The sequence below is a fragment of the Streptomyces sp. NPDC101227 genome (genome assembly GCF_044767545.1).
Taxonomy (GTDB): domain Bacteria; phylum Actinomycetota; class Actinomycetes; order Streptomycetales; family Streptomycetaceae; genus Streptomyces.
The window spans coordinates 642,914-661,330 of record NZ_JBIWOD010000001.1; the positions used below are offsets into that span (position 1 = coordinate 642,914).

Consider the following 18,417-nt stretch of genomic DNA (forward strand, 5'->3'; position numbering starts at 1 on the left):
GCCATGAGCGTACTGATCGACAAGCGGAACACTGACTACGACCGTTTGGCCAGCGTCGCCCGAGCCGACGCCTTCCTCGACGACACCGAGCGGGTGGCGGCAGAGGTCGACCACACCCTCGTGGCCGACCGCAGCAAAGTGAACCGCTTCACCGGGCATTTGACGGAGCTACGGGTGGCCGGTGCTCCCGCCTTCGGCGCCAGGGGCCAGGCGACGGCGGCCACTCCCGACACCGGCTATATCGCCCAGGCCAAGGACTACGTCGCTTCGGTCGCGGAGGCGATCGGATTCGCGGCCGGCGAGCCAGTGGAGTTCGCGGCCGACCCGAACGTCACGACGACGAGTGAGGGCATGCGTGTCGTGAGCCTGCAGCAGATGCTCAACGGCATTGAGGTATGGGCGATGGCGCCGAAAGTGTGGCTGTTCCAGGACGGCACGGTCGACCGGGTCATCGGGGACACGGTGAGCGCGCCGGCGGACCTGCCGACCAAGCCCGTGGTCCCGGCCGAGGTGGCCCTGCGCGTGGCGGCTGCGAAGGCCGCTGAGCCGAGGACGCTCCGGGGCGCCTTCGGCGACGACGAACTCCCGCGTCTCGACGTTTCGGACGGCTTCGAGCGCCTGTCGCACCAGCCGCTCAACGACCAGCCGATGACGTTCAGCAAGGGACCGTTCGAGGAGGCCATCCCGGCCCGGCTCGTCTACCTCTACATGGGCGATGACTACCGTCTCACCTGGATGTTCACCCTCTCGCGAGAGAATCTGGCCGCGCAGTACCACGCGTTCGTCGAGGCCGACGCCCGGGCCAAGGACACGAACGCGCCGGAGATCCTCTACTTCTACGACACGGTCAGCCACGCGATCGCGGGACATGTCTTCCAGCGCAACCCGGGCGAGAGCACCTTGGACAAGGTCCCGTTCCCGCTGCCGACGACCGGCTATCCGACGCAGGTGCCGAGCGGGTTGCCCACGGGGTTCCCGCTGGCCTGGGCAGAGCGGCACAACGGGAAGGTGTCGACCGAGGGCAACAACGTACGTGCCCTCAACGGGACCACGCGCCGGCCCTTCGAGGTCGGTGTCGATGCGGCGGGCAACGGCGATTTCAACCCCGCGAAGGACTCCCCCGAGCAGTTCGTCACCAACATCTTCTACTTCTGCAACTACATGCACGACTACTTCATGATGCTCGGCTTCACGGAGGATCAGGGCAACTTCCAGACCACGAACGTGACGGGCCTGGGAATGGGAGCCGACCCCGTCCGGGCCTTTGCGCACCCGGGACCGGTGTCCGGGACGGCCAACATGGCCACCCGGGCTGACGGCCTGGAAGCCGTGATGAACATGGGGCTGGTCAGCGGTACCGGGCGCCACACGGCCGACGACGGGGACGTCGTCTTCCACGAGTTCTGCCACGGGGTGTCGAACCGGCTCGTCGGCGGACTGTTCGACGCGAACGGTCTCCGTGAGGAGCAGTCGGTCGCGATGGGCGAGGGCTGGGGAGACTACTTCGCGCTCACCACCAGGAACTTCTCGAGCCCCCAGGAACGCGTCGTCCTCGGTAACTGGGTGGTCAACCGATCGCAAGGCATCCGGCAACGGCCCTACGACTCGGAGTATCCCGGCACCTTCGGCGACATCGGCAAGGGCGCGGGAGAGGTCTCCGGCGCGGGCAACCGCGATCTGACCTACCAGGAAGTCCATGACGTCGGCGAGATCTGGTGCGCCTCGCTCATGGAGGTGACACGCAAGGTCGCCGCCGCGCTCAACGACAAGGAGCGGGGCTACCGGGTGACATGGCAGGCGGTCGTCGACGGCATGAAGCTCACGCCGAAGAATCCGTCGTTCCTCGTGGCGCGCGACGCGATCCTGCGAGCCTTCAGGGCGATGAAGGGCGGGCGGCTGACCACCACCGAGTACACGGCGGTCCGGCACGCCGCCTGGGAAGCCTTCGCGAGGTTCGAGATGGGCTTTGACGCCTTCTGCCCGAACGCGACCTTCACGGGCTGCCAGGGTGGCACGGCGATGCCCCCGGCCGGGCACGAGGACTGACGGGCCGGCGAGCGCCGGCGGGCGGCGCGCAGGGGGCCGGATCGAGCCGCTGATGCCGGCCGATCCGGCCCGCGGAGGCGGTGAGCAATACCCGCACGATCCTGACGCCCCTGCCCCAGGCGCGCTGGAACATACCCTCACTATCAGCCCCGGCACACTCACGGTGTTCGTGTGGAGCAGACGAACACCGTGAGTGCTTCTCATGCGGGCGGCGCACAGCGCGGCTCCCTCAGGTCAGTTCACTCACCGAGTGGCTCAATCTCCCTTCCTGCCAGCGGCATTGCGCCGGAACGTAACCGTCCGGATCGGGCACCACTGGCAAGATCGTAAAAAAGTTCGATCAAGTCCCCTGTCTGGGTGTTAGCTTGTAGCCGGTAGCCGGATGACTACCGGTTTATCCCTAAGGAGGCTGTTATGGAAGAGCAGACCGAGCTGTCGAACGTAGAGCCCTACGCGCCCCCGATGCTCGTCGAGGTCGGCGAGTTCAGCGAGGACACGCTGGGCTTCATCGGCTGGGGCAAGGACATCTTCGGCCACTACGGCGGCTGATCGTCGACAGCTGACTCTCAGGAGCAAGCAGAGATGACCGGTGCAGGGTTCGTGGTCCTGCCGGACACGGCGTCCGCGGCCGAGGCTCGCGCGGTGGTGCCCTGGGCGGCTCCGCGGGTGTACTCGCATGCGTCAGGGCGCCCATGGCTGGTGGGACGGTGGTCACCCGGCGAAATCCAGGTTGCCACCGCGGGCCCGGTACGAGTGGCGGTGATCGGGGTCTGTCCGGTCACCGCCACGCGGTTGTCCCAACTCACCGCGCGCATAAGGACGCTGACCGATGTGGACGCCCTGGCGGCAGAGCTTCCGGGCTCCTGCCACGTGGTCGCCTCGGTCGACGGGCAGCTGCGTGTCCAGGGCAGCCTGACCGGCCTGCGCCGGGTGTTCCACACCCGGATGAACGGCACGACGGTGGCCGCGGACCGGGCCGACGTACTGGACGCGATGACCGGCGCCGGAATCGATGAACGTGCCCTGGCAGTCCGGCTGGCGTGCGGAGGGCTCGTCCCGTCGCCGCTCAGCGATCTGCCCCTGTGGAACGGCATCTCCCCGCTGGCTCCCGACCACTGCCTGGTCTGGGACCGTGAAAGCGCCCGGGACGTGCGCTGGTGGCAGCCACCGGCCGCCGAACTGCCGCTGGCGGCCGGGGCACAGACCGTACGGGAGGCGCTCGCCTCCGCCCTGGAGGACCGCGGACCGGCCGAGGGCCGGCTGAGCACGGACCTGTCCGGCGGCATGGACTCCACCTCCTTGTGCTTCCTCGCCGCCCGCAACGCCCCGGACCTCTTGACGTTCCGCTGGGGCGAGGCCGAGGCGGGCAACGACGACGCCGCCTTCGCCGCCCACTCCATCGGCTCCCTCGACCGGGCCGAGCATCTGGTGGTGCCCCCCGCCGAACTCCCCGCGCTGTTCGCCGACGCGGACGCGCTGATCGACGCCGAAGAGCCCTACCCCTTCGTCCGTACCGCCGCGCGCACACGGCACACCGCGCAGCTGCTCGCCGACCGCGGATCGCGCCGCCATCTCGCCGGTCACGGCGGCGACGAACTCTTCACCCCGTTCCCCGGCTACCTGCACCAGCTGCTCCGCCGCCGTCCGATGACCGCGATCCGGCACGTCCGCGGATACGCCGCGCTCAAGCGCTGGCCGCTGCTGCACACCCTGGGCGCGCTGGTACGCCCCGGTGACGAGGCGGCGTGGTGGCGGGCGCAGGCCGAGCACCTCACCGACCCGCCGCTGCACAAGCGCCGCCCCAGCCTGGGCTGGGGCCTGTGGCCCTTGCGCGCCCCGTCCTGGGTCACCGGCACGGCCGTCGACGAGGCCCGGCGCGCGCTACGGCAGGCCGCGGGCACCGCACAGCCGCTCTCCCGCGACCTGGGCCAGCACCAGTCGCTGCTGGCCGTGCGCACCAGCACCCCCTGGTACCGCATGCTGGCCCGCCCGTTCGCCGATGCCGGCGTCCAGCTCGACTCGCCGTTCTTCGACGACCGCGTCGTCGAAGCCGTACTGCGGGTCCGCGTCCACGAGCACTCCGGCCCCTGGCGCTACAAGCCGCTGCTGGCCGAGGCGATGCGCGGCATCGTTCCCGAAACGGTGCTGGGCCGCTCCACCAAGGGCGAGTTCAGCGAGGAAGCCAGCTCCGGTCTGCGCCGCAACCTGCCCGCGATCCTCGACCTGTTCGCCGACTCCGCACTGGCCGCCCACGGCCTGATCGACCCCGGCGAACTGCGCACCCGCCTGCTCGCCCCGCAGGCGGACAACGCCATGGGCATCGCCCTGGAACCCCTGATCGGCTGCGAAACGTGGCTGCGCGCCGCCACCCGACCCACCCCTGCTTGGAGGTTCGACGACCATGCGTCTGCATCCTGACGTGGTCTCCACCGACACCGACGACGGCACCGTGCTGCTCAACGAACGCACCGGACGGTACTGGCAGCTCAACGCCACCGGAGCTCATGTGCTGCGGCAACTCCTCGACGGCCACAGCCCCGACGACATCGCGGCCGGCGTCGCGACCCGGCACCGGATAGACCGGTCCCGGGCAGATCAGGACGTCACCACCGTGATCGACCAGCTCCGTACCGCGGAGCTGGTGATCGCGTGAGCATGCCCGTCGCGCTGGCCGAGCGCCGCCGACTGCCCCTGCACCGCCGCCTGGTGCCCCTGCTGGCGGTCGGCATCGCCCGCCTGCTCGCCAAGGCCAAACCCGCCCGGCTGCGCACCGTCCTCGAATTCGCCCGCCGCGGCGCCGCCCCGGCCACGGCCGACCAGGCCCTCGCGGCCCGCGAAGCGGTCGTCTCGGTCAGCCTGCGCTGCGCCGGCCAGGGCTGTCTGCAACGCTCCATCGCCACCGCCCTGCTCTGCCGCACCCGCGGCGTCTGGCCCACCTGGTGCACGGGCGTACGCACCCATCCCTTCGCCGCCCACGCCTGGGTGGAAGCCGACGACCACCCCATCGGCGAACCCCACCCCAAGGGCCACTTCAGACCGCTGATCTCCATTCCCCCGCTGCGCCGGGACGAGGCGAAGGCAGGGGCCGGGGCGGGCGGCTGAGCCCGTCCTCATGTGGCCGAGGCCCGGCGGTGCCGTAGCGGCTGACGCCGTACCGCCCTCGTGCGCGCGTCGGGACCCTACGCCGGCGCCGGCCCTACGACGGTCCCCGTTGTCCTTGGCCGATGTCTGCCGGAGAGCCGGGCGCAGCGGTCACCGGCAGGAGCCGGGGGCGCTTTGCGGTGCGGCCGTCGCCGGAGGACCGGCCGCGCAGACGTCGTACGAGCCACGGGCCGAGGAACGCGGCCACCCAGCGCAGCTCGGCCGCCGCCGCTTGCCGGCCGGTGCGGACCGCCTGCGGTGGCAGAGGGAGCGTCCAGGCGTCGTCGCTTCCGGGGAGGCCGATGGCGTGGGCGACGGCCGCGGCGATCCGCTCATGCCCGAGGGGACTGGCATGGAGCCGGTCCGCGGTCCACAGCCGTGGGTCGGTCGTGACGGCGTGCGCGGCGGTTTCGGCGACCGTGACGTGGTGCCGGGCGGCCGCGGCGCGGATGCGGGCGTTGAGGTCGACCACGCGCGACCTGAGGGGGCGGGCAAGGGGAGCGATCTTGCCCACGTCGGGGAAGGTAAGGGTGACGACGTGGGCTCCGCCGGCCGTGAGCGCGGCGAACATCTCCTCCAGGTGCCCGGCCACCACCGCGGTGTCCGACCGGGGCCGGAGCAGGTCATTGACTCCGGCGACGACGGTGACCAGGTCGGGGCGCAGGGCCAGGGCGGGCCCCAGCTGTTCGGCGCGGACCTCGCCGGCGAGACGTCCCCGTACGCCGAGATTGGCGTACCGGAGCGAGGGGTTGGCGGCCGCGAGGCGCTCGGCGAGCCGGTCCGCGAAACCGCGCAGGCCCGTGGTGTCGTCGCCGTCCCCGAGCCCTTCGGTCTGGCTGTCGCCCAGGGCGACGTAGCGCAGGTATTCACCGTTCGGCATGCGTCACCTGCCGTGCCCGCAGGACGGCGGCGATGCGCAGGCACCAGTCGCGGTGGCCCTGCTCGAAGGCCAGGCCGCGCAGACAGGTCAGGTACGGCCCGATCCGTTCGCCCTCGCGCAGGAAGTCCTCCTCGTCCGCATCGCCACGCATCCGCAGCAGCAGCTTGCCGAGGAGTTCGATCTTGGCCTCGGCCGCGGTCGCGCGCTCTTCGAGCTGTTCGATCACCGGCGCGGTGCCGATCCGGTCGGCGGCCTGCACCTTGACGAGCAGGTCGTCGCGGATGAACGAGGGCTTCGACGCGGCCGCCGCGAACGCTTCCAGCTCGGCGATACCGGCGTCGGTGACCCGGAACAGGCGCTTGTTGGGCCGGGTCTCCTGGACCACCTGCCGGCCCGTGACCAGCCCTTCCTTCTCCAGCTTGGCCAGCTCGGCGTACAGCTGCTGGGGAAGCGCGTGCCAGAAGTTCGCGACGCCGACGTCGAAAGCCTTCGCCAGCTGGTATCCGCTGTACTCGCAGTCCAGCAACGCCGCCAGCACAGCATGTCGCAGAGCCATCGAGGCCACCTCTTCCCTTTGTCCTCCGTGCGTGCGGCATCATACCCAGTCTCAGTCAAGAAAATGACTAATCACATTCTTGAGTATGGGAGGGGAAGGGGGAGGGAGTATGGAGACGGTCGCCCGCGGTGGCCGGCAGGGCGGCGGGCGGGAGCCCTCCGGGCAACAGGGGTGCGGTCCGCGGCGGGAGTTCGGGCCTCACCCGGGCAACTGGCCGCCGCCGAGCTGCTCATGGCCGTCGGCGCACTTGCGGTCCGGACCGCCCGGCGACCGTGGCGATATGGCGGCACAGTGAAACCAGGGCTCTCGGAACAGCGTGCAGGGACCATTGTCCTATAGCGGAACCACTTAGCGATCCGTCAAAGTAATGACCACGGCGAGGAAATACGCAGAGGCCATGACGGGAGTGAACGTGACCGAACAGATAAAAATTGATCCCGGCCGTTTCAGTCAGTTCGGTGAAGCCACCGGAAGCAGCTTCTGCCTGATCACGAATTCCGAGCTGGTAAATCAGATCGATGTCATCAAGACAGCCTCCTACCGGGAATTCCTCACCATCACGCTGGACCAGGGTGACGATTTCACGGAAATCCTCGAGAAGAGGATCCCGGAACCCGCTCACGTGCTGGTGGTGTCCCCGCACAGGTTCTTCGAATCACCGGATCCCGATCTGGTGGGGCAGCGGAAGATCATGGGCATGGCGTGCAACTCGACGCCCACCGGCCTCGAGGAGATCCGGCACTTCCTCGGCGTGATGGAGCGGACCTCGGCGGCCGACCAGGCCGCGTTCTCCGACACGTTCTTCGAACTGGCCGAGGACTCGGAGCACCTGGTCTACGCGGACCCGGTGCACGGCACCCGCGCCACCCTCGACCACCTGCACGAGGGCCTGGTGTGGAACCAGCAGGCCGGGCCGCTGGACTGGGGCGACCAGCAGATCGTCCCGTCCGGTGAGATCAGCGTGCTGCCGGTCGAGATCAGGGAGTTCGACGAGGCCCTGAAGCTGCCGCTGGAGGGCGAGATCACGCTGCGCGGCTACCCGATCCTGCACAACGGCACGCCCTCCTTCTCCCGGACCGACCAGGCCCGCATCCACTCCCAGCTCTGGGCGATGCGCGACAACGCGATCAAGGCCACCGTCGAGGACGGCAGGATCACGCGCCTGGAGGCGCTGGACGCCGGAGCGGCGCCGGCCGTGGCGATGCTGGAGCAGATGTTCGCCGTGGACTCCCGCTACCGGATCGTGTGGGAGATAGGCCACGCCCTCAACACCACGCACGACATCCTCCCCGGGAACCACGCCATGAACGAGGTGTACGGCGGTACGGAAGGCTGCCTGCACTTCGGCCTCGGACTCACGCCGTACACCCAGTACCACCTGGACATCATCGTGCCGGACACCCGCGTTCTGACCAGCGGCGGCGCCGCGATGATCGGCCACCCGGACCGCCCCACCGTCGAGCGGGTCGTTCCCGCCGCATAGCGGAGGACAACCGCCCGACGAGCAGGGGTGAATGCAAGGACATAAAACAGACAGGAGGTGACTCGCCATGAAGAAGATCAAGGTGCAGAAGAACCGTAACTACCTGGGCACGCTCCTGGGCTGAGTACCGACCCGCGGCGGGGCATTCCATGCCCCGCCGTGGGGTTCTCATTGTCTTTTCTAGGGAGTGCACCCGTGCCACCGCTGGAATTCACGACAAGCGACTTCGGTCAGTTCGGCGAGCCGGTCGAGACTTTCTGTCTGATCACGAGTGAACAGCACGGCGAGCCGCTTTCCGTGCTTCCCGGTGACGGATGTTCCCGCGTGCTCCACCTGACGCTCCCGCCCGGCACGCGCCTCGGCGAGCTGATCGCGCGGTGCGTCCCCGCGGACGCGCACGTGCTGGCGGTCTGCCCCGGGCGGTTCCTCGACTCGCCGACCCCGCAGGAGCTGGGCGGGCGCAAGCTGGCCGTGCTGCCGGCCGGGTCCACGCCGCTGAACGACGAGCACCTCCGCTACTTCCTCCAAACCGCCGCCCGCACCGATGTCGTCCAGCACGCGCGGGTGGCCGAGGAGTTCTTCGACCTGGTGGCGGAGAGCGACCGGCTGACGATCGTCGACGACGCTTCCGGCACCGAGGCCGAGTTCGACCACACGCTCGGCGAGTGCGTCTGGAACCAGCAGGCGGGCGTCCTGGAAGCGGGCGACCAGCAGATCTTCCCGTCGGGGAAGCTGAGCGTCACCGCCGCGGAAATCACCACGTTCGAACCGGACGCCCGGCTGCTCGGCCTCAACGGGGACCTGACCCTTCGCGGATGGCCCATCGTCCACCGCCACCAGGACCCGGCCGACGGCCCTGACCAGCAACGGCTGTTCGAAGCGCTCTCGCCGCTCGTCGCCAACGCCGTGACGCTGCACATCGCCGCCGGAAGCATCGAGGGCGTCACCCCGCAGACGGCGGCGGCGACGCCGGCCGCCGTGGAGCTGGAGAAGCTCCTCACCGACGACCCGCGCTACCGCGTCATCTGGGAACTCGGCTTCGGAATCAACACCACCACAGAGGTCATTCCGGCGAACTGCGGCCCCAACGAGGTGTACGGCGCGACCGGCGGCGTCGTGAACCTCGGACTGGGGATCACGCCGGCCACGCGCTTCGCCCTGGCCTTCCTCTGCCCCCGCAGCTCACTGGTGACATCGGACGGAACGGCCGTCCTCGGCGCCCGCAAGGCGGTACGCCGCGGCCGGATGCAGCGCGTCTCCAGCCCGAGCTGCGGCTGCCACTGACCCCAAGGAGGGGAAGCACGCCATGACGATCAACCCCGAGCTCCGCAAGAAGGTCGACGCGATCCTCGACACCTTCATCAAGGACTTCTACGAGACGGTTCCCTACGCTCAGCACCAGAAGAACTCCGCCGAGCTGAACCTCGACTACTACAAGCGCCACAACATCGAGACGATCCTGCGACTGCGCCGCAAGCGGACCGTGGACGCGCTGGCCATCAAGTACTTCACCAAGGTGGACCCGGTACAGGCCAAGGCGTGGGCGCACTACACCGACGACGAGATGCTGCACGACAGCCTGTTCGCCGCCGACCTCGCCAAGGTCGGCGTCACCAAGGACCAGATCTACTCCACGGAGCCGCTGCTTTCCACCAAGCTGCTCACCGGATACCTCCAGTACGGCATGGAGTTCGAGGACAGCCCGCTGGCGCTGATCACCAGCGTGTACTTCGTGGAGTACGTCACCACCCGCACCCAGCCCGATTGGCTGGACAACCTGGGCAACGTCCTCGGCGAGGACAACGTCAAGGGTGCCCGCGCCCACGTCAACACCGACCTCGACGACGACCACGATGACTTCGTGTGGCGGGTGCTGTCCACGCTGATCAAGTCGGAGGCCGACGAGCAGAAGGTCACCGAGCACCTCAACCACATCTACTGGCTGTGGAAGCTGTACTTCGTGGAGCTGCACCAGCTCACCGTGGTCGGCAAGAGCGACGCGCAGATTCCGCTGCCCACCGCGGCCGAGGTCTGAGCGGGGGCACGGCGGTGTCTGACGACCGTGCCAGGCGGCCGGACGGGCGGCGGGGAGTAGAGGTGCTGACCCTGCCACCCGGCCGGGAGCTGCCGACCGAGACCGAGAAGCGGATCGTGGACGGCCTGGTCCTCGCCATGCCCGGGCTGCGCACCCGCCAGCTCTTCACGCTCCGCCGCGACATGCTGACCGAGGCCGATTACGTCGTCGTCGGGGTGGACCGGGAGCGCGACCGGGTCGTCTCGCTGCTCACCTCCCGGTGGGCCGAGATCCCGTCGGGACGGACCTGTCTGCACATCATGATCCAGTTCGTCGGCGACGCGTACCGCAACGGCATGGTCTTCAAGGAGAGCTGGGCGGCGCACTTCGCCCAACTGCTGGCCGAGGGGCATCCGTTCCCCGAGGTCATCGCGCTCAAGACGTACAACCCCGTGGTGCACTGCGCGATGTCGGCGTTCAGCGGCCATCCGGAGATCTTCATGTACCCGGACCTCGCGGGCCAGGACGACAGCCGGGCGGCCCTGGCGGCCGAGGTGGCCGAGGCGCTCGCACCGGGGGCGGCCTTCGACCCGGTGAGCGGAGTCGTCCCGGGCATCGGCCGTCCGCTCGACCTCTACCGGGAGAGGCCGCTGAGTCATGTGCCGACGGCCAACCGGTACTTCGCCGAGCACACCGAGCGAGGCGACCGGGTGCTGTGCCTGCTGCACGTGCCCACGCAGGCGGGGGCGCACTCGATCCTGACGGCCCTGGGGGTGCCGCTGCCCTCCGCGCAGCATTGAACCCCCCGGCCGATCGGGCCCGGCGCCCCCTAGGTGGCTCCGGGCCCGTCGGCCGTCCCCACCCACCAGGAACTCCAGGAACGCGAGGCAGCATGTCAGACGAGTCTCCCCTCGACTTTCCCGTCGACTACTCCCGGGCACGCGCGGACTTCCTGGGGGCGGCGGAGGCGGCAAACGCACACCTGAGGACCTTCGTCCTGCCCGGACACCGCGGACCCGACGGCGGCAAACTCTGCGTCGACACCGCCTATCTGGGGCCGCCCGACCCGACGAAGCTCCTGGTGACGGTGTCCGGGACACACGGCATCGAGGGCTTTTGCGGTTCGGCCTGCCAGACCCGGATCCTGCTCCGGGAGGGCGTCGCGAAGGCCGCCGCCGGGCCCGCGACCGGCGTGCTGCTCGTGCACGGCCTCAACCCGTACGGCTTCGCCTATCTGCGGCGCGTCAACGAGGCCAACGTCGACCTCAACCGCAACTTCGTCGACCACCGGACTCCGCCGCACAACGACGCCTACGACGCCGTGCACGACACGTTGGTGCCGCCCGGCGGCGCCGAGTTCGCCCCCGGCGAGCTGGTCGCGAACCTCACCGCGCTGCGCGGCCGGCTCGGCCCGCAACGCCTTCAGGAAGCCGTGACCCGGGGCCAGTACCGCCACCCCGACGGCCTGTTCTACGGCGGGCACGCACCGACCTGGTCCCGGCGGGTGTTCGAGACGGTGGTGGCCGAGCAGATCGCGGGCGCGGCCCACGTCGGCTACATCGACCTGCACACCGGCCTCGGCGAACGCGGCGTCGGCGAGCCCATCTTCCGCGGCGGCCGCGACGCCGACGCCCACCAGAGGGCCCGCCGCTGGTACGGCGACGCGCTCACCGCCTCGGAAGAGGGCACTTCCTCCTCCACGCCGATCGTCGGCAACACGGCGACTGCCGTGGCGGACGGCCTCGGAGCCGACAGCCGACTGACCGCGATCACCCTGGAGTTCGGCACCCTGCCGGGCCCCGAGGTGCTGCTGGCGCTGTGCGCCGACGCCTGGCTGCACCGGCACCACCCGCCGGCCGACGCCGTCTGCTCCGACCTCAAGCGACTGATCCGCGACGCCTTCTGCCCCGACGACGCCGACTGGCGCGGGCGGGTCCTCCAGCGGGCGCGGGAGGTCTTCGACCAGGCCCTCGTCGGTCTCGCCGACGACAAGTAGGGGCAGCTGCCGTAGCTGCCGTACCTGAAGTACGCCCATCCCGCGAAGCGCGTCTCCGGCGTGGCCACCACCGACAGCCTCGGCTTTCCCGTCTCCCACAGCGACTGGCAGTGGGGGCGGGCGGAGCCGAGGCTGTCCTGCGGAGCGATCACGTCGCGTATCCCCATGAGCGCTTCAGCCCGTCACGGGCTCCGGGCGGCCACGCCTTGTGAACCACCTGCGGCGGCCTCCGGGGAGCGGTGCTTCCCGGAGGCCGCCGTGCCGGCATTCCACCGACCGCGAGGCCGACCGCCACCTGGGGTCGGCGCTTACCGAACGAGCGGATCGATCACCACCTTGGCCTCGATCTCCCGCACCCGCTTGGTGTCCTGATCGAGGACGTCCTGGTCAGGGGTGGAGAGCAGCACCCAGCCGAGAGTGGTGAAGAGGTCTTCGGTCTTGGGTACCCGGGAGCCGTTGGGGTAGCGGCAGCCCAGCTTCTGGAACGAGGCCAGCTCACGCATCGCGTCGAGCACCTCCGCATTGCTCATCGTGCCGCTGTTCGCTGCGGAGAGCCACGCCACCCGGGTGGGCTGCGCGATCTCGAATCCGGGGACGAAGGCGGAGTCCAGATGGTGCCGCACGGCGCGGTCGATCTGAGAATCTCCGGTCGCGAGCCGCGTGGCCTGCTGCGCGCAGCCCCCGTCGAGGCGCGCCGCGATTTCGATCAGCCGGGGACCGCGGTCCGTCAGCATGATCTCGGTGTGGGTGCATCCCGTACGCACGCCGACCGCCTGGGCGACCTCGCGTGTATACGCTCCCAGAATGCCGACCAGCGGATCATCGGGATGTAGATAGTCCTCCGCATCGTAAACTCCGATGCGGTTCCCCCTGGTTGACTTGCTGTACTGGACCACGGCCACCAGACCGAGTTCCCCGTTGACGGAATAGGTGTCGACGACGAACTCGGTTCCCGAGGCGAACTCCTGAATCAGAATGCTGTCGTTGGTCAGGTCGAACATGTTGACGGAGCCCAGCAACTGCCGGAAGGGGAGCCGCCAGTCCTCGCCGGCCTCCACCTTGTGCACCCCGTCCGTGCCTCCGCTGCACCGGGGCTTGAGTACCAGTGCCTGTCCCTCCAGGCCGGTCTCCCGCAGCCAGTCGGCCGCCTCTTCCTCGGTCGCGGCAGCGAACGTGCGAAGGTGGGGAATGCCCGCCTTCGCCACGGCCTGGACCATGGGCCACTTGTCCCGGCGTGCCGCGGAGAGCTCGGGCACATTCCCCGTACCGGGTACCAGCTCTTCGATCAGCGCGTCCACGAGCCTGACCGCATGCTCATTGCCCGGGATGATGGCGACCGGGTCATAGCCGCGCACGATTCGGGAGAGCTTCGCGAAGTCGCCGTCGTGGAAGTGCGTGGCGAAGAAGGCATCCGGTTTCCAGCCGTGGAGATAGGATTTGAGTGGTGCCGGATTGCTCAGCACGGCCACCGGTTCGACCCCCCGGGCCCTGAAGGCGTTCGCGTACTCGGCGGCTTCGGAATAGGGATCGACCAGGACTACATGGCGTGGCATCTCTTTGCTTCCCCTTCGGAGATTGTTCCCGCTGCTTGCCCGATATTTCGTGGTGCGGATGCGCCGCAGCCCTAAGTTCCCGTACGGATTTCCGCATCGGCAGTTCCGGCATCGCCCATCTCGCCCCCCTTGTCCTCGTCCGCCCCCTTGGCCTCCTCCGACGCGTTGTCCTTGTCCGCCGCGGAGGCCGGACGCACCCCGCCCCACGCGGCGGCTCCGGCGAGCAGGCCGACCACCCCGCAGCCGAGCCACAGCCCTTCCTGGAAGCGATTCCAGATCATCACTCCGATGAACGGGCCGATCGCGCTACCGAGTCCGTACAGCGCGTTCGAGGCCCCCAGATAGCGTCCCCGCAGCCCGGGCGGGCCGGCCTGCGCGGGATAGGCGAAGAACAGGGACGGATAGCCGATGATCTCGCCGAGAGACCAGAGCAGGGTGGCGATCACCAGCGCGGCCAACCCCCAGGGCAAGGCGTACAGGCTCATGCCGATGCCGGTCAGCAGTACACCGATGATCACGGCCGTCCGGATCGGCCAGCGCTGCACCACCTTGGCGACGAGGAGTTCACAGGTGATGACGAGAAGGCCATTCAGCGCGATCATCGCCGCATAGACCTCGATTCCCATGCCGAGGTGCTGCACGGTCAGTGGCAGAGCCGAGATGTGCTGGATATAGATCACGGAACTGACGAACATCGCCAGCAGGAACATCAGATACCGGCGGTCGGCCAGTACCGCCAGATACGAGGCCTTGGGCGCCCCCTCCCTGCCGTCGCTCGCGCCGTCGTCCGCCGGCCCAGTGGTGTCCGATACCGTGCGGTGCGGCAGGGTGGTTGCGGCTACCGCGGAGAAGATCACCACGGCCAGGGCCTCGCCCCAGAACAGGAAATCCCACGAGATCTTGACGAGCGCTGCGCCCAGCAGGGGCGCGGCCGTCGTGCCGAGGTTGATCGCCAACCGGCCCATGGCGAAGATCATGACGTGGCGTTCGGTCGGAGTCAGGTAACTGATCATGCTGGTGGAGGCGGGCTGGTACGCCACGCTCGCCGCACCGCTGACGGCGATGACCGTGAGGATGGCCCAGTAGCTGTCCAGATAGAGAACGCAGGGGAGCAGCACCGCTGAGCCCAGCAAGGTGGACACGATCGTCAGCCGTGGTCCGAGCTTGTCGGACATCCAGCCCCCGACCAGCGTCCCGAGCACAGCTCCCGCGCCGTACACGCCGAGCGCCGCACCTGCCTGGGCATCGGAGAAGCCGCGCTGGGTCAGGTACAGCACCATGAAGACCTGAACGAAGCCGCCAAGCCGATTGATCATGGTGCCGGCCAGCAGGGACTTCACCGCTGCCGGGGACTCGCGCCAGACCTGCCGCACTCCCGCGTGCTGCTTCCCGGCCCCGTCTGACGCTTTCGTCGCGTTGTTCTGTGCCATGCAACTCACTCTGCGGAAGGAGCTGCGACAGCAACAGTGTCAGCACTGACGAGGATCATCGAATTACTGCCATCGCAGTACCGCGCGCCTGGTTGGCGCGGGGGAGTGAGACCACGGTGGGCAGCCGCTCACTGTCGCGAACACCCCTGCCGCGGGCCGGTTGGGCCGGGCGACAGCGTGGGCATCGAGCACTTCAGGAACGGAATGGACCGAGGAGGAGCGCCTGCGACCATGGGCACGCCACCGGCCGGCTCCGGCGATCGCCGGCCCTCGAAAGATCCGGTTCTCGGACCAGACCAATCCAGCCATAGGACTCCAGACCTATGGCGTGACCGAAATCGACTTCCTAGTATGACCCTCACCCAAGTCGGCTGAGTCATCCAACTATGCGTCGTCGTTTGCCATATTGTCCCTCGGCCGGATTTCCAAGTTCAGCGAATGAAGGCGGGGTCGGGCTGTGGAGTCGTTCGGTTGGGGCGGAAATGCGCCGGAGCAGGAACGAATAATCAGCTGGCAGGCTCCACCGCTGAAATTCGGTGTCGGCGCCACCCGGGAGATCGGTCACGAATTACGCAAGGCCGGTATGAACTCGGTGCTGTTGGTGACCGACCCGGTCCTGGCCGGTCTTGGTCTGCCCGCCCGTGTTGCCAAGCAGATCGAGCAGGAGGGGATCTCGGTCGCGTTGTTCGATCGAGCCCTGGTGGAGCCCACCGACGAGAGCTGCGCCGAGGCGGCCCGTGAACTGGCAGCACTCCAGGTGGACGGTTACGTCGGTCTTGGCGGCGGCAGCTCGATCGACACCGCCAAGATGCTGAACCTGCTGCTCAGTTACCCCGGCCGCCCGGTACGCGACTACCTGAACGCGCCGATCGGCGCCGGAGCCCCGATCCCGGGCCCGCTCAAGCCGCTGATCGCGGTGCCCACCACGGCCGGCAGCGGCAGCGAGTGCACCGCCATGGTCGCCCTCGGTGTCACGGACCTGAACGTGAAGACGGGGATCAGCGACTCGCGGCTGCTGCCCTCCCTGGCGCTGGTCGACCCGGCGAACACCCTGACGCTGCCCCCGGCGGTCACCGCCTCTTCGGGCTACGACGTCCTGACGCACGCCTGCGAGTCGTACACGGCACGCGCCTACGACCGGCGCCCCCCGTACCTCAGGCCCGAGGACCGGCCGCTGTACATCGGTGCCAATCCGATCAGCGACATCTGGGCGGAGCAGGCACTGGAACTGGTGGGCCGCTACCTCAGGCGGGCCGTGCTCAACCCCGCCGATCTGGAAGCCCGTACGGGAATGAGCCGGGCGGCGAGCTTCGCGGGAATGGGATTCGGCAATGCCGGTACCCACATTCCACATGCCTGCGCCTATCCCATAGCCGGGCTGGTGCGCGACTATCGGCCGGACGGATACGAAGTCGACCACGCCATGGTGCCGCACGGAGCCGCAGTCGTCTCCACCGCGGCGGCGGCCTTCGAGTTCACCTACCCGACGTCTCCGGAACGCCACCTGCGCGCCGCGGAGTTGCTCGGCGCGAACCTCAACGGCGTGACCACGGCCAACGGGTCGAACGTGCTTCCCGCCACGTTGCTGAGCCTGGTGGCGGACACCGGAGGACCCGCCGGGCTGGGGGACTTCGGCTACAGCACCAAGGACCTCCCCGAACTCGTCGAGGGCGCGCTCAAGCAGCAGCGGCTGCTGGTGTGCTGTCCACGTGACGTCGCATCACGCGATCTCGAAAGGGTCATCGCCGGCTCGATGACCTGCTGACGGCGAAGCAACATCCAACCCCCCACACGTCAAGGAGCTGGATTTGCCCGTGAGTGAAGCAGCACTACCCGAGCACACGGCTGTCATTGCGGGGAAGGGCGTGTCCACCGGGCGGTGGATCGACGTTCTCGATCCGTCGAATGCCCGCCCCTTCGCACGCGTCGCCCGCTGCGGCCCGGCCGAGGTCCAGTCGGCCGTGGAAGCGGCCCGGCACGCCTACGAAACGGTCTGGCGGTTCACGACGCCGGTGGAGCGCTCCCGGTTCTGCCGTCGCATCGCCGAGGCCCTGCGCGGCAGGCGCGAGGAACTGGCCCGGCTGGAGACCCTCGACACCGGCAAGCCGTTCAGCCAGTCGCTGACGGACGCCGACGTCGCCGCCCGGTACTTCGACTTCTACGCCAACGCCATAGAAGCCCTCGGTGGTGAAACGATCCAGCAGCAGCCGGATCGACTGGCCTTCACCTTGCGCGAAGCCTTCGGCGTGTGCGGGCACATCATCCCGTGGAACTACCCGCTGCAGATCGCCGCCAGGACCGTGGCCCCGGCCGTCGCCGCGGGAAACTGCTGTGTCCTCAAACCTGCCGAGGACGCGCCGCTGACCTCGCTCCGCCTGGCCGACATCGTCGAAGAGGCGGGACTCCCGGCGGGCGTGCTGAACGTCGTGCCGGGCTACGGCGGGGAAGCGGGCGCCGCGCTCGCCGCGCACCCCGACGTGGACCGCCTCGCGTTCACCGGTTCGCGGGAGGTCGGCGAGGCCGTCATGGCCGCGGCCGCGCGCAACATCGTGCCGGTCACGCTGGAACTGGGCGGAAAGTCACCGCACCTGGTGCTCCCCGACTACGACGCCGCGCGGGCGGTGCCGCAGATCGTGGAGGCGATCACGGAGCACGCGGGGCAGAACTGCAGTGCCGGAAGCCGCTTGCTCGTCCACCGGTCCGTTCACGACGAGCTGGTGGCCGCCCTCGCCGAAAGGTTCCGCTCGCTGCGCATCGGCCCGGGGATCGACGATCCCGACATGGGTCCGCTCATCTCCGCGAAGCAGCGCGACAGGGTTCTCGGCTACCTAGAGGCGGGCCGACGGGACGCCGAGGTCGTCGTCGGCGGTGGCGTGCCCGAAGGGGAGGCGTACGCCGAGGGCTTCTACGTGGAGCCCACCCTCCTCGACCGGGTGACCCCGCAACACCGGGTCTTCAACGAGGAGATATTCGGCCCGGTCCTCTGCGTATCGGTCTTCGACTCGCTGGACGAGGCGGTCGCACTCGCGGAACACACCACGTACGGACTGGCCGCCGGGATCTGGACGTCCGACGTGACCAAGGCCCACTGGCTCGCCGGGCGGCTCCGGGTGGGACAGGTGTTCGTGAACAACTACAGCGCGGCCGGGGGAGTCGAGTTGCCGTTCGGTGGCTACCGGCGCTCGGGAATCGGAGTGGAGAAGGGGCTGGAGGCGCTGCGTGAATACACGCGGTGCAAGACGGTGGCGATCCATGCGGGGCTTCCTTCCTGACCCGGTGCCCCGACCCGCCCGCACCGTCCTCCGGGCCCTACGGAGA

General features: G+C 69.0%; 16 protein-coding genes. 12 read left to right on the forward strand and 4 right to left on the reverse strand.

Features of this window, described 5'->3' with window-relative positions; all coding sequences use genetic code 11:
* Positions 1-3: 3 nt before the first annotated feature.
* The 5 genes from ACIRPT_RS02915 (at position 4) to ACIRPT_RS02935 (ending at position 5,148) form a co-directional block, all read left to right on the forward strand.
* Positions 4-2,046 carry a M36 family metallopeptidase gene (locus tag ACIRPT_RS02915; protein WP_403821233.1) on the forward strand — a complete coding sequence of 681 codons (2,043 nt, stop codon included), beginning with the start codon at positions 4-6 and terminating at the stop codon, positions 2,044-2,046.
* A gap of 414 nt (positions 2,047-2,460) precedes the next feature.
* A complete protein-coding gene (locus ACIRPT_RS02920; protein WP_169314248.1) occupies positions 2,461-2,595 on the forward strand; it encodes a lasso RiPP family leader peptide-containing protein in 135 nt (44 codons plus the stop codon).
* A 33-nt stretch (positions 2,596-2,628) separates the two neighbouring features.
* On the forward strand, positions 2,629-4,464 hold the full coding sequence (locus ACIRPT_RS02925) for a lasso peptide isopeptide bond-forming cyclase (protein ID WP_403821236.1): 1,836 nt from the start codon (positions 2,629-2,631) through the stop codon (positions 4,462-4,464).
* A complete protein-coding gene (locus ACIRPT_RS02930) occupies positions 4,448-4,699 on the forward strand; it encodes a lasso peptide biosynthesis PqqD family chaperone (protein ID WP_403498489.1) in 252 nt (83 codons plus the stop codon). Before ACIRPT_RS02925 ends, ACIRPT_RS02930 begins: the two co-directional genes overlap by 17 nt.
* On the forward strand, positions 4,696-5,148 hold the full coding sequence (locus ACIRPT_RS02935) for a lasso peptide biosynthesis B2 protein (RefSeq protein WP_403821239.1): 453 nt from the start codon (positions 4,696-4,698) through the stop codon (positions 5,146-5,148). Before ACIRPT_RS02930 ends, ACIRPT_RS02935 begins: the two co-directional genes overlap by 4 nt.
* 94 nt (positions 5,149-5,242) lie before the next feature.
* On the opposite strand, the gene ACIRPT_RS02940 is transcribed toward ACIRPT_RS02935, so the two are convergent.
* Positions 5,243-6,067 carry an SGNH/GDSL hydrolase family protein gene (locus tag ACIRPT_RS02940; protein WP_403821242.1) on the reverse strand — a complete coding sequence of 275 codons (825 nt, stop codon included), beginning with the start codon at positions 6,065-6,067 and terminating at the stop codon, positions 5,243-5,245.
* Positions 6,054-6,623 carry a PadR family transcriptional regulator gene (locus tag ACIRPT_RS02945; RefSeq protein ID WP_403821244.1) on the reverse strand — a complete coding sequence of 190 codons (570 nt, stop codon included), beginning with the start codon at positions 6,621-6,623 and terminating at the stop codon, positions 6,054-6,056. The genes ACIRPT_RS02940 and ACIRPT_RS02945 overlap by 14 nt, the downstream gene beginning before the upstream one ends.
* A 397-nt stretch (positions 6,624-7,020) precedes the next feature.
* Between ACIRPT_RS02945 and ACIRPT_RS02950 the strand changes: the two genes are divergently transcribed.
* The 5 genes from ACIRPT_RS02950 (at position 7,021) to ACIRPT_RS02970 (ending at position 12,116) form a co-directional block, all read left to right on the forward strand.
* Entirely contained in the window at positions 7,021-8,106 is a 1,086-nt protein-coding gene (locus ACIRPT_RS02950) for a hypothetical protein (RefSeq protein WP_403821247.1), read from the forward strand.
* A 195-nt stretch (positions 8,107-8,301) separates the two neighbouring features.
* On the forward strand, positions 8,302-9,390 hold the full coding sequence (locus tag ACIRPT_RS02955; protein ID WP_403821250.1) for a hypothetical protein: 1,089 nt from the start codon (positions 8,302-8,304) through the stop codon (positions 9,388-9,390).
* A 22-nt stretch (positions 9,391-9,412) separates the two neighbouring features.
* On the forward strand, positions 9,413-10,141 hold the full coding sequence (locus ACIRPT_RS02960; protein WP_403498500.1) for a hypothetical protein: 729 nt from the start codon (positions 9,413-9,415) through the stop codon (positions 10,139-10,141).
* A gap of 62 nt (positions 10,142-10,203) precedes the next feature.
* Positions 10,204-10,920: a hypothetical protein gene (locus ACIRPT_RS02965; RefSeq protein WP_403821253.1), complete on the forward strand. Its 717-nt coding sequence runs from the start codon at positions 10,204-10,206 to the stop codon at positions 10,918-10,920.
* A gap of 92 nt (positions 10,921-11,012) precedes the next feature.
* Positions 11,013-12,116, forward strand: coding sequence for a M14 family metallopeptidase (locus ACIRPT_RS02970; protein ID WP_403821256.1), 1,104 nt, complete (start codon positions 11,013-11,015; stop codon positions 12,114-12,116).
* A gap of 308 nt (positions 12,117-12,424) precedes the next feature.
* Here ACIRPT_RS02970 and ACIRPT_RS02975 read toward each other — a convergent pair whose 3' ends face one another.
* Together ACIRPT_RS02975 and ACIRPT_RS02980 are read right to left on the reverse strand one after the other, a co-directional pair.
* Positions 12,425-13,669 (reverse strand): ATP-grasp domain-containing protein, encoded by a 1,245-nt coding sequence (locus tag ACIRPT_RS02975; RefSeq protein WP_403821258.1) that lies wholly within the window; start codon positions 13,667-13,669, stop codon positions 12,425-12,427.
* Positions 13,670-13,740: 71 nt separating this feature from the next.
* On the reverse strand, positions 13,741-15,099 hold the full coding sequence (locus ACIRPT_RS02980; protein ID WP_403821260.1) for an MDR family MFS transporter: 1,359 nt from the start codon (positions 15,097-15,099) through the stop codon (positions 13,741-13,743).
* Positions 15,100-15,556: 457 nt separating this feature from the next.
* Here ACIRPT_RS02980 and ACIRPT_RS02985 point away from each other — a divergent pair, with 457 nt between their 5' ends.
* Both ACIRPT_RS02985 and ACIRPT_RS02990 read left to right on the forward strand, forming a co-directional pair.
* The gene (locus ACIRPT_RS02985) at positions 15,557-16,864 is read left to right on the forward strand and encodes a hydroxyacid-oxoacid transhydrogenase (RefSeq protein ID WP_403821262.1); all 1,308 of its coding nucleotides are present in this window, start codon (positions 15,557-15,559) and stop codon (positions 16,862-16,864) included.
* Between the two features lie 49 nt (positions 16,865-16,913).
* Entirely contained in the window at positions 16,914-18,371 is a 1,458-nt protein-coding gene (locus ACIRPT_RS02990; protein ID WP_403821265.1) for an aldehyde dehydrogenase family protein, read from the forward strand.
* Positions 18,372-18,417: the final 46 nt, after the last annotated feature.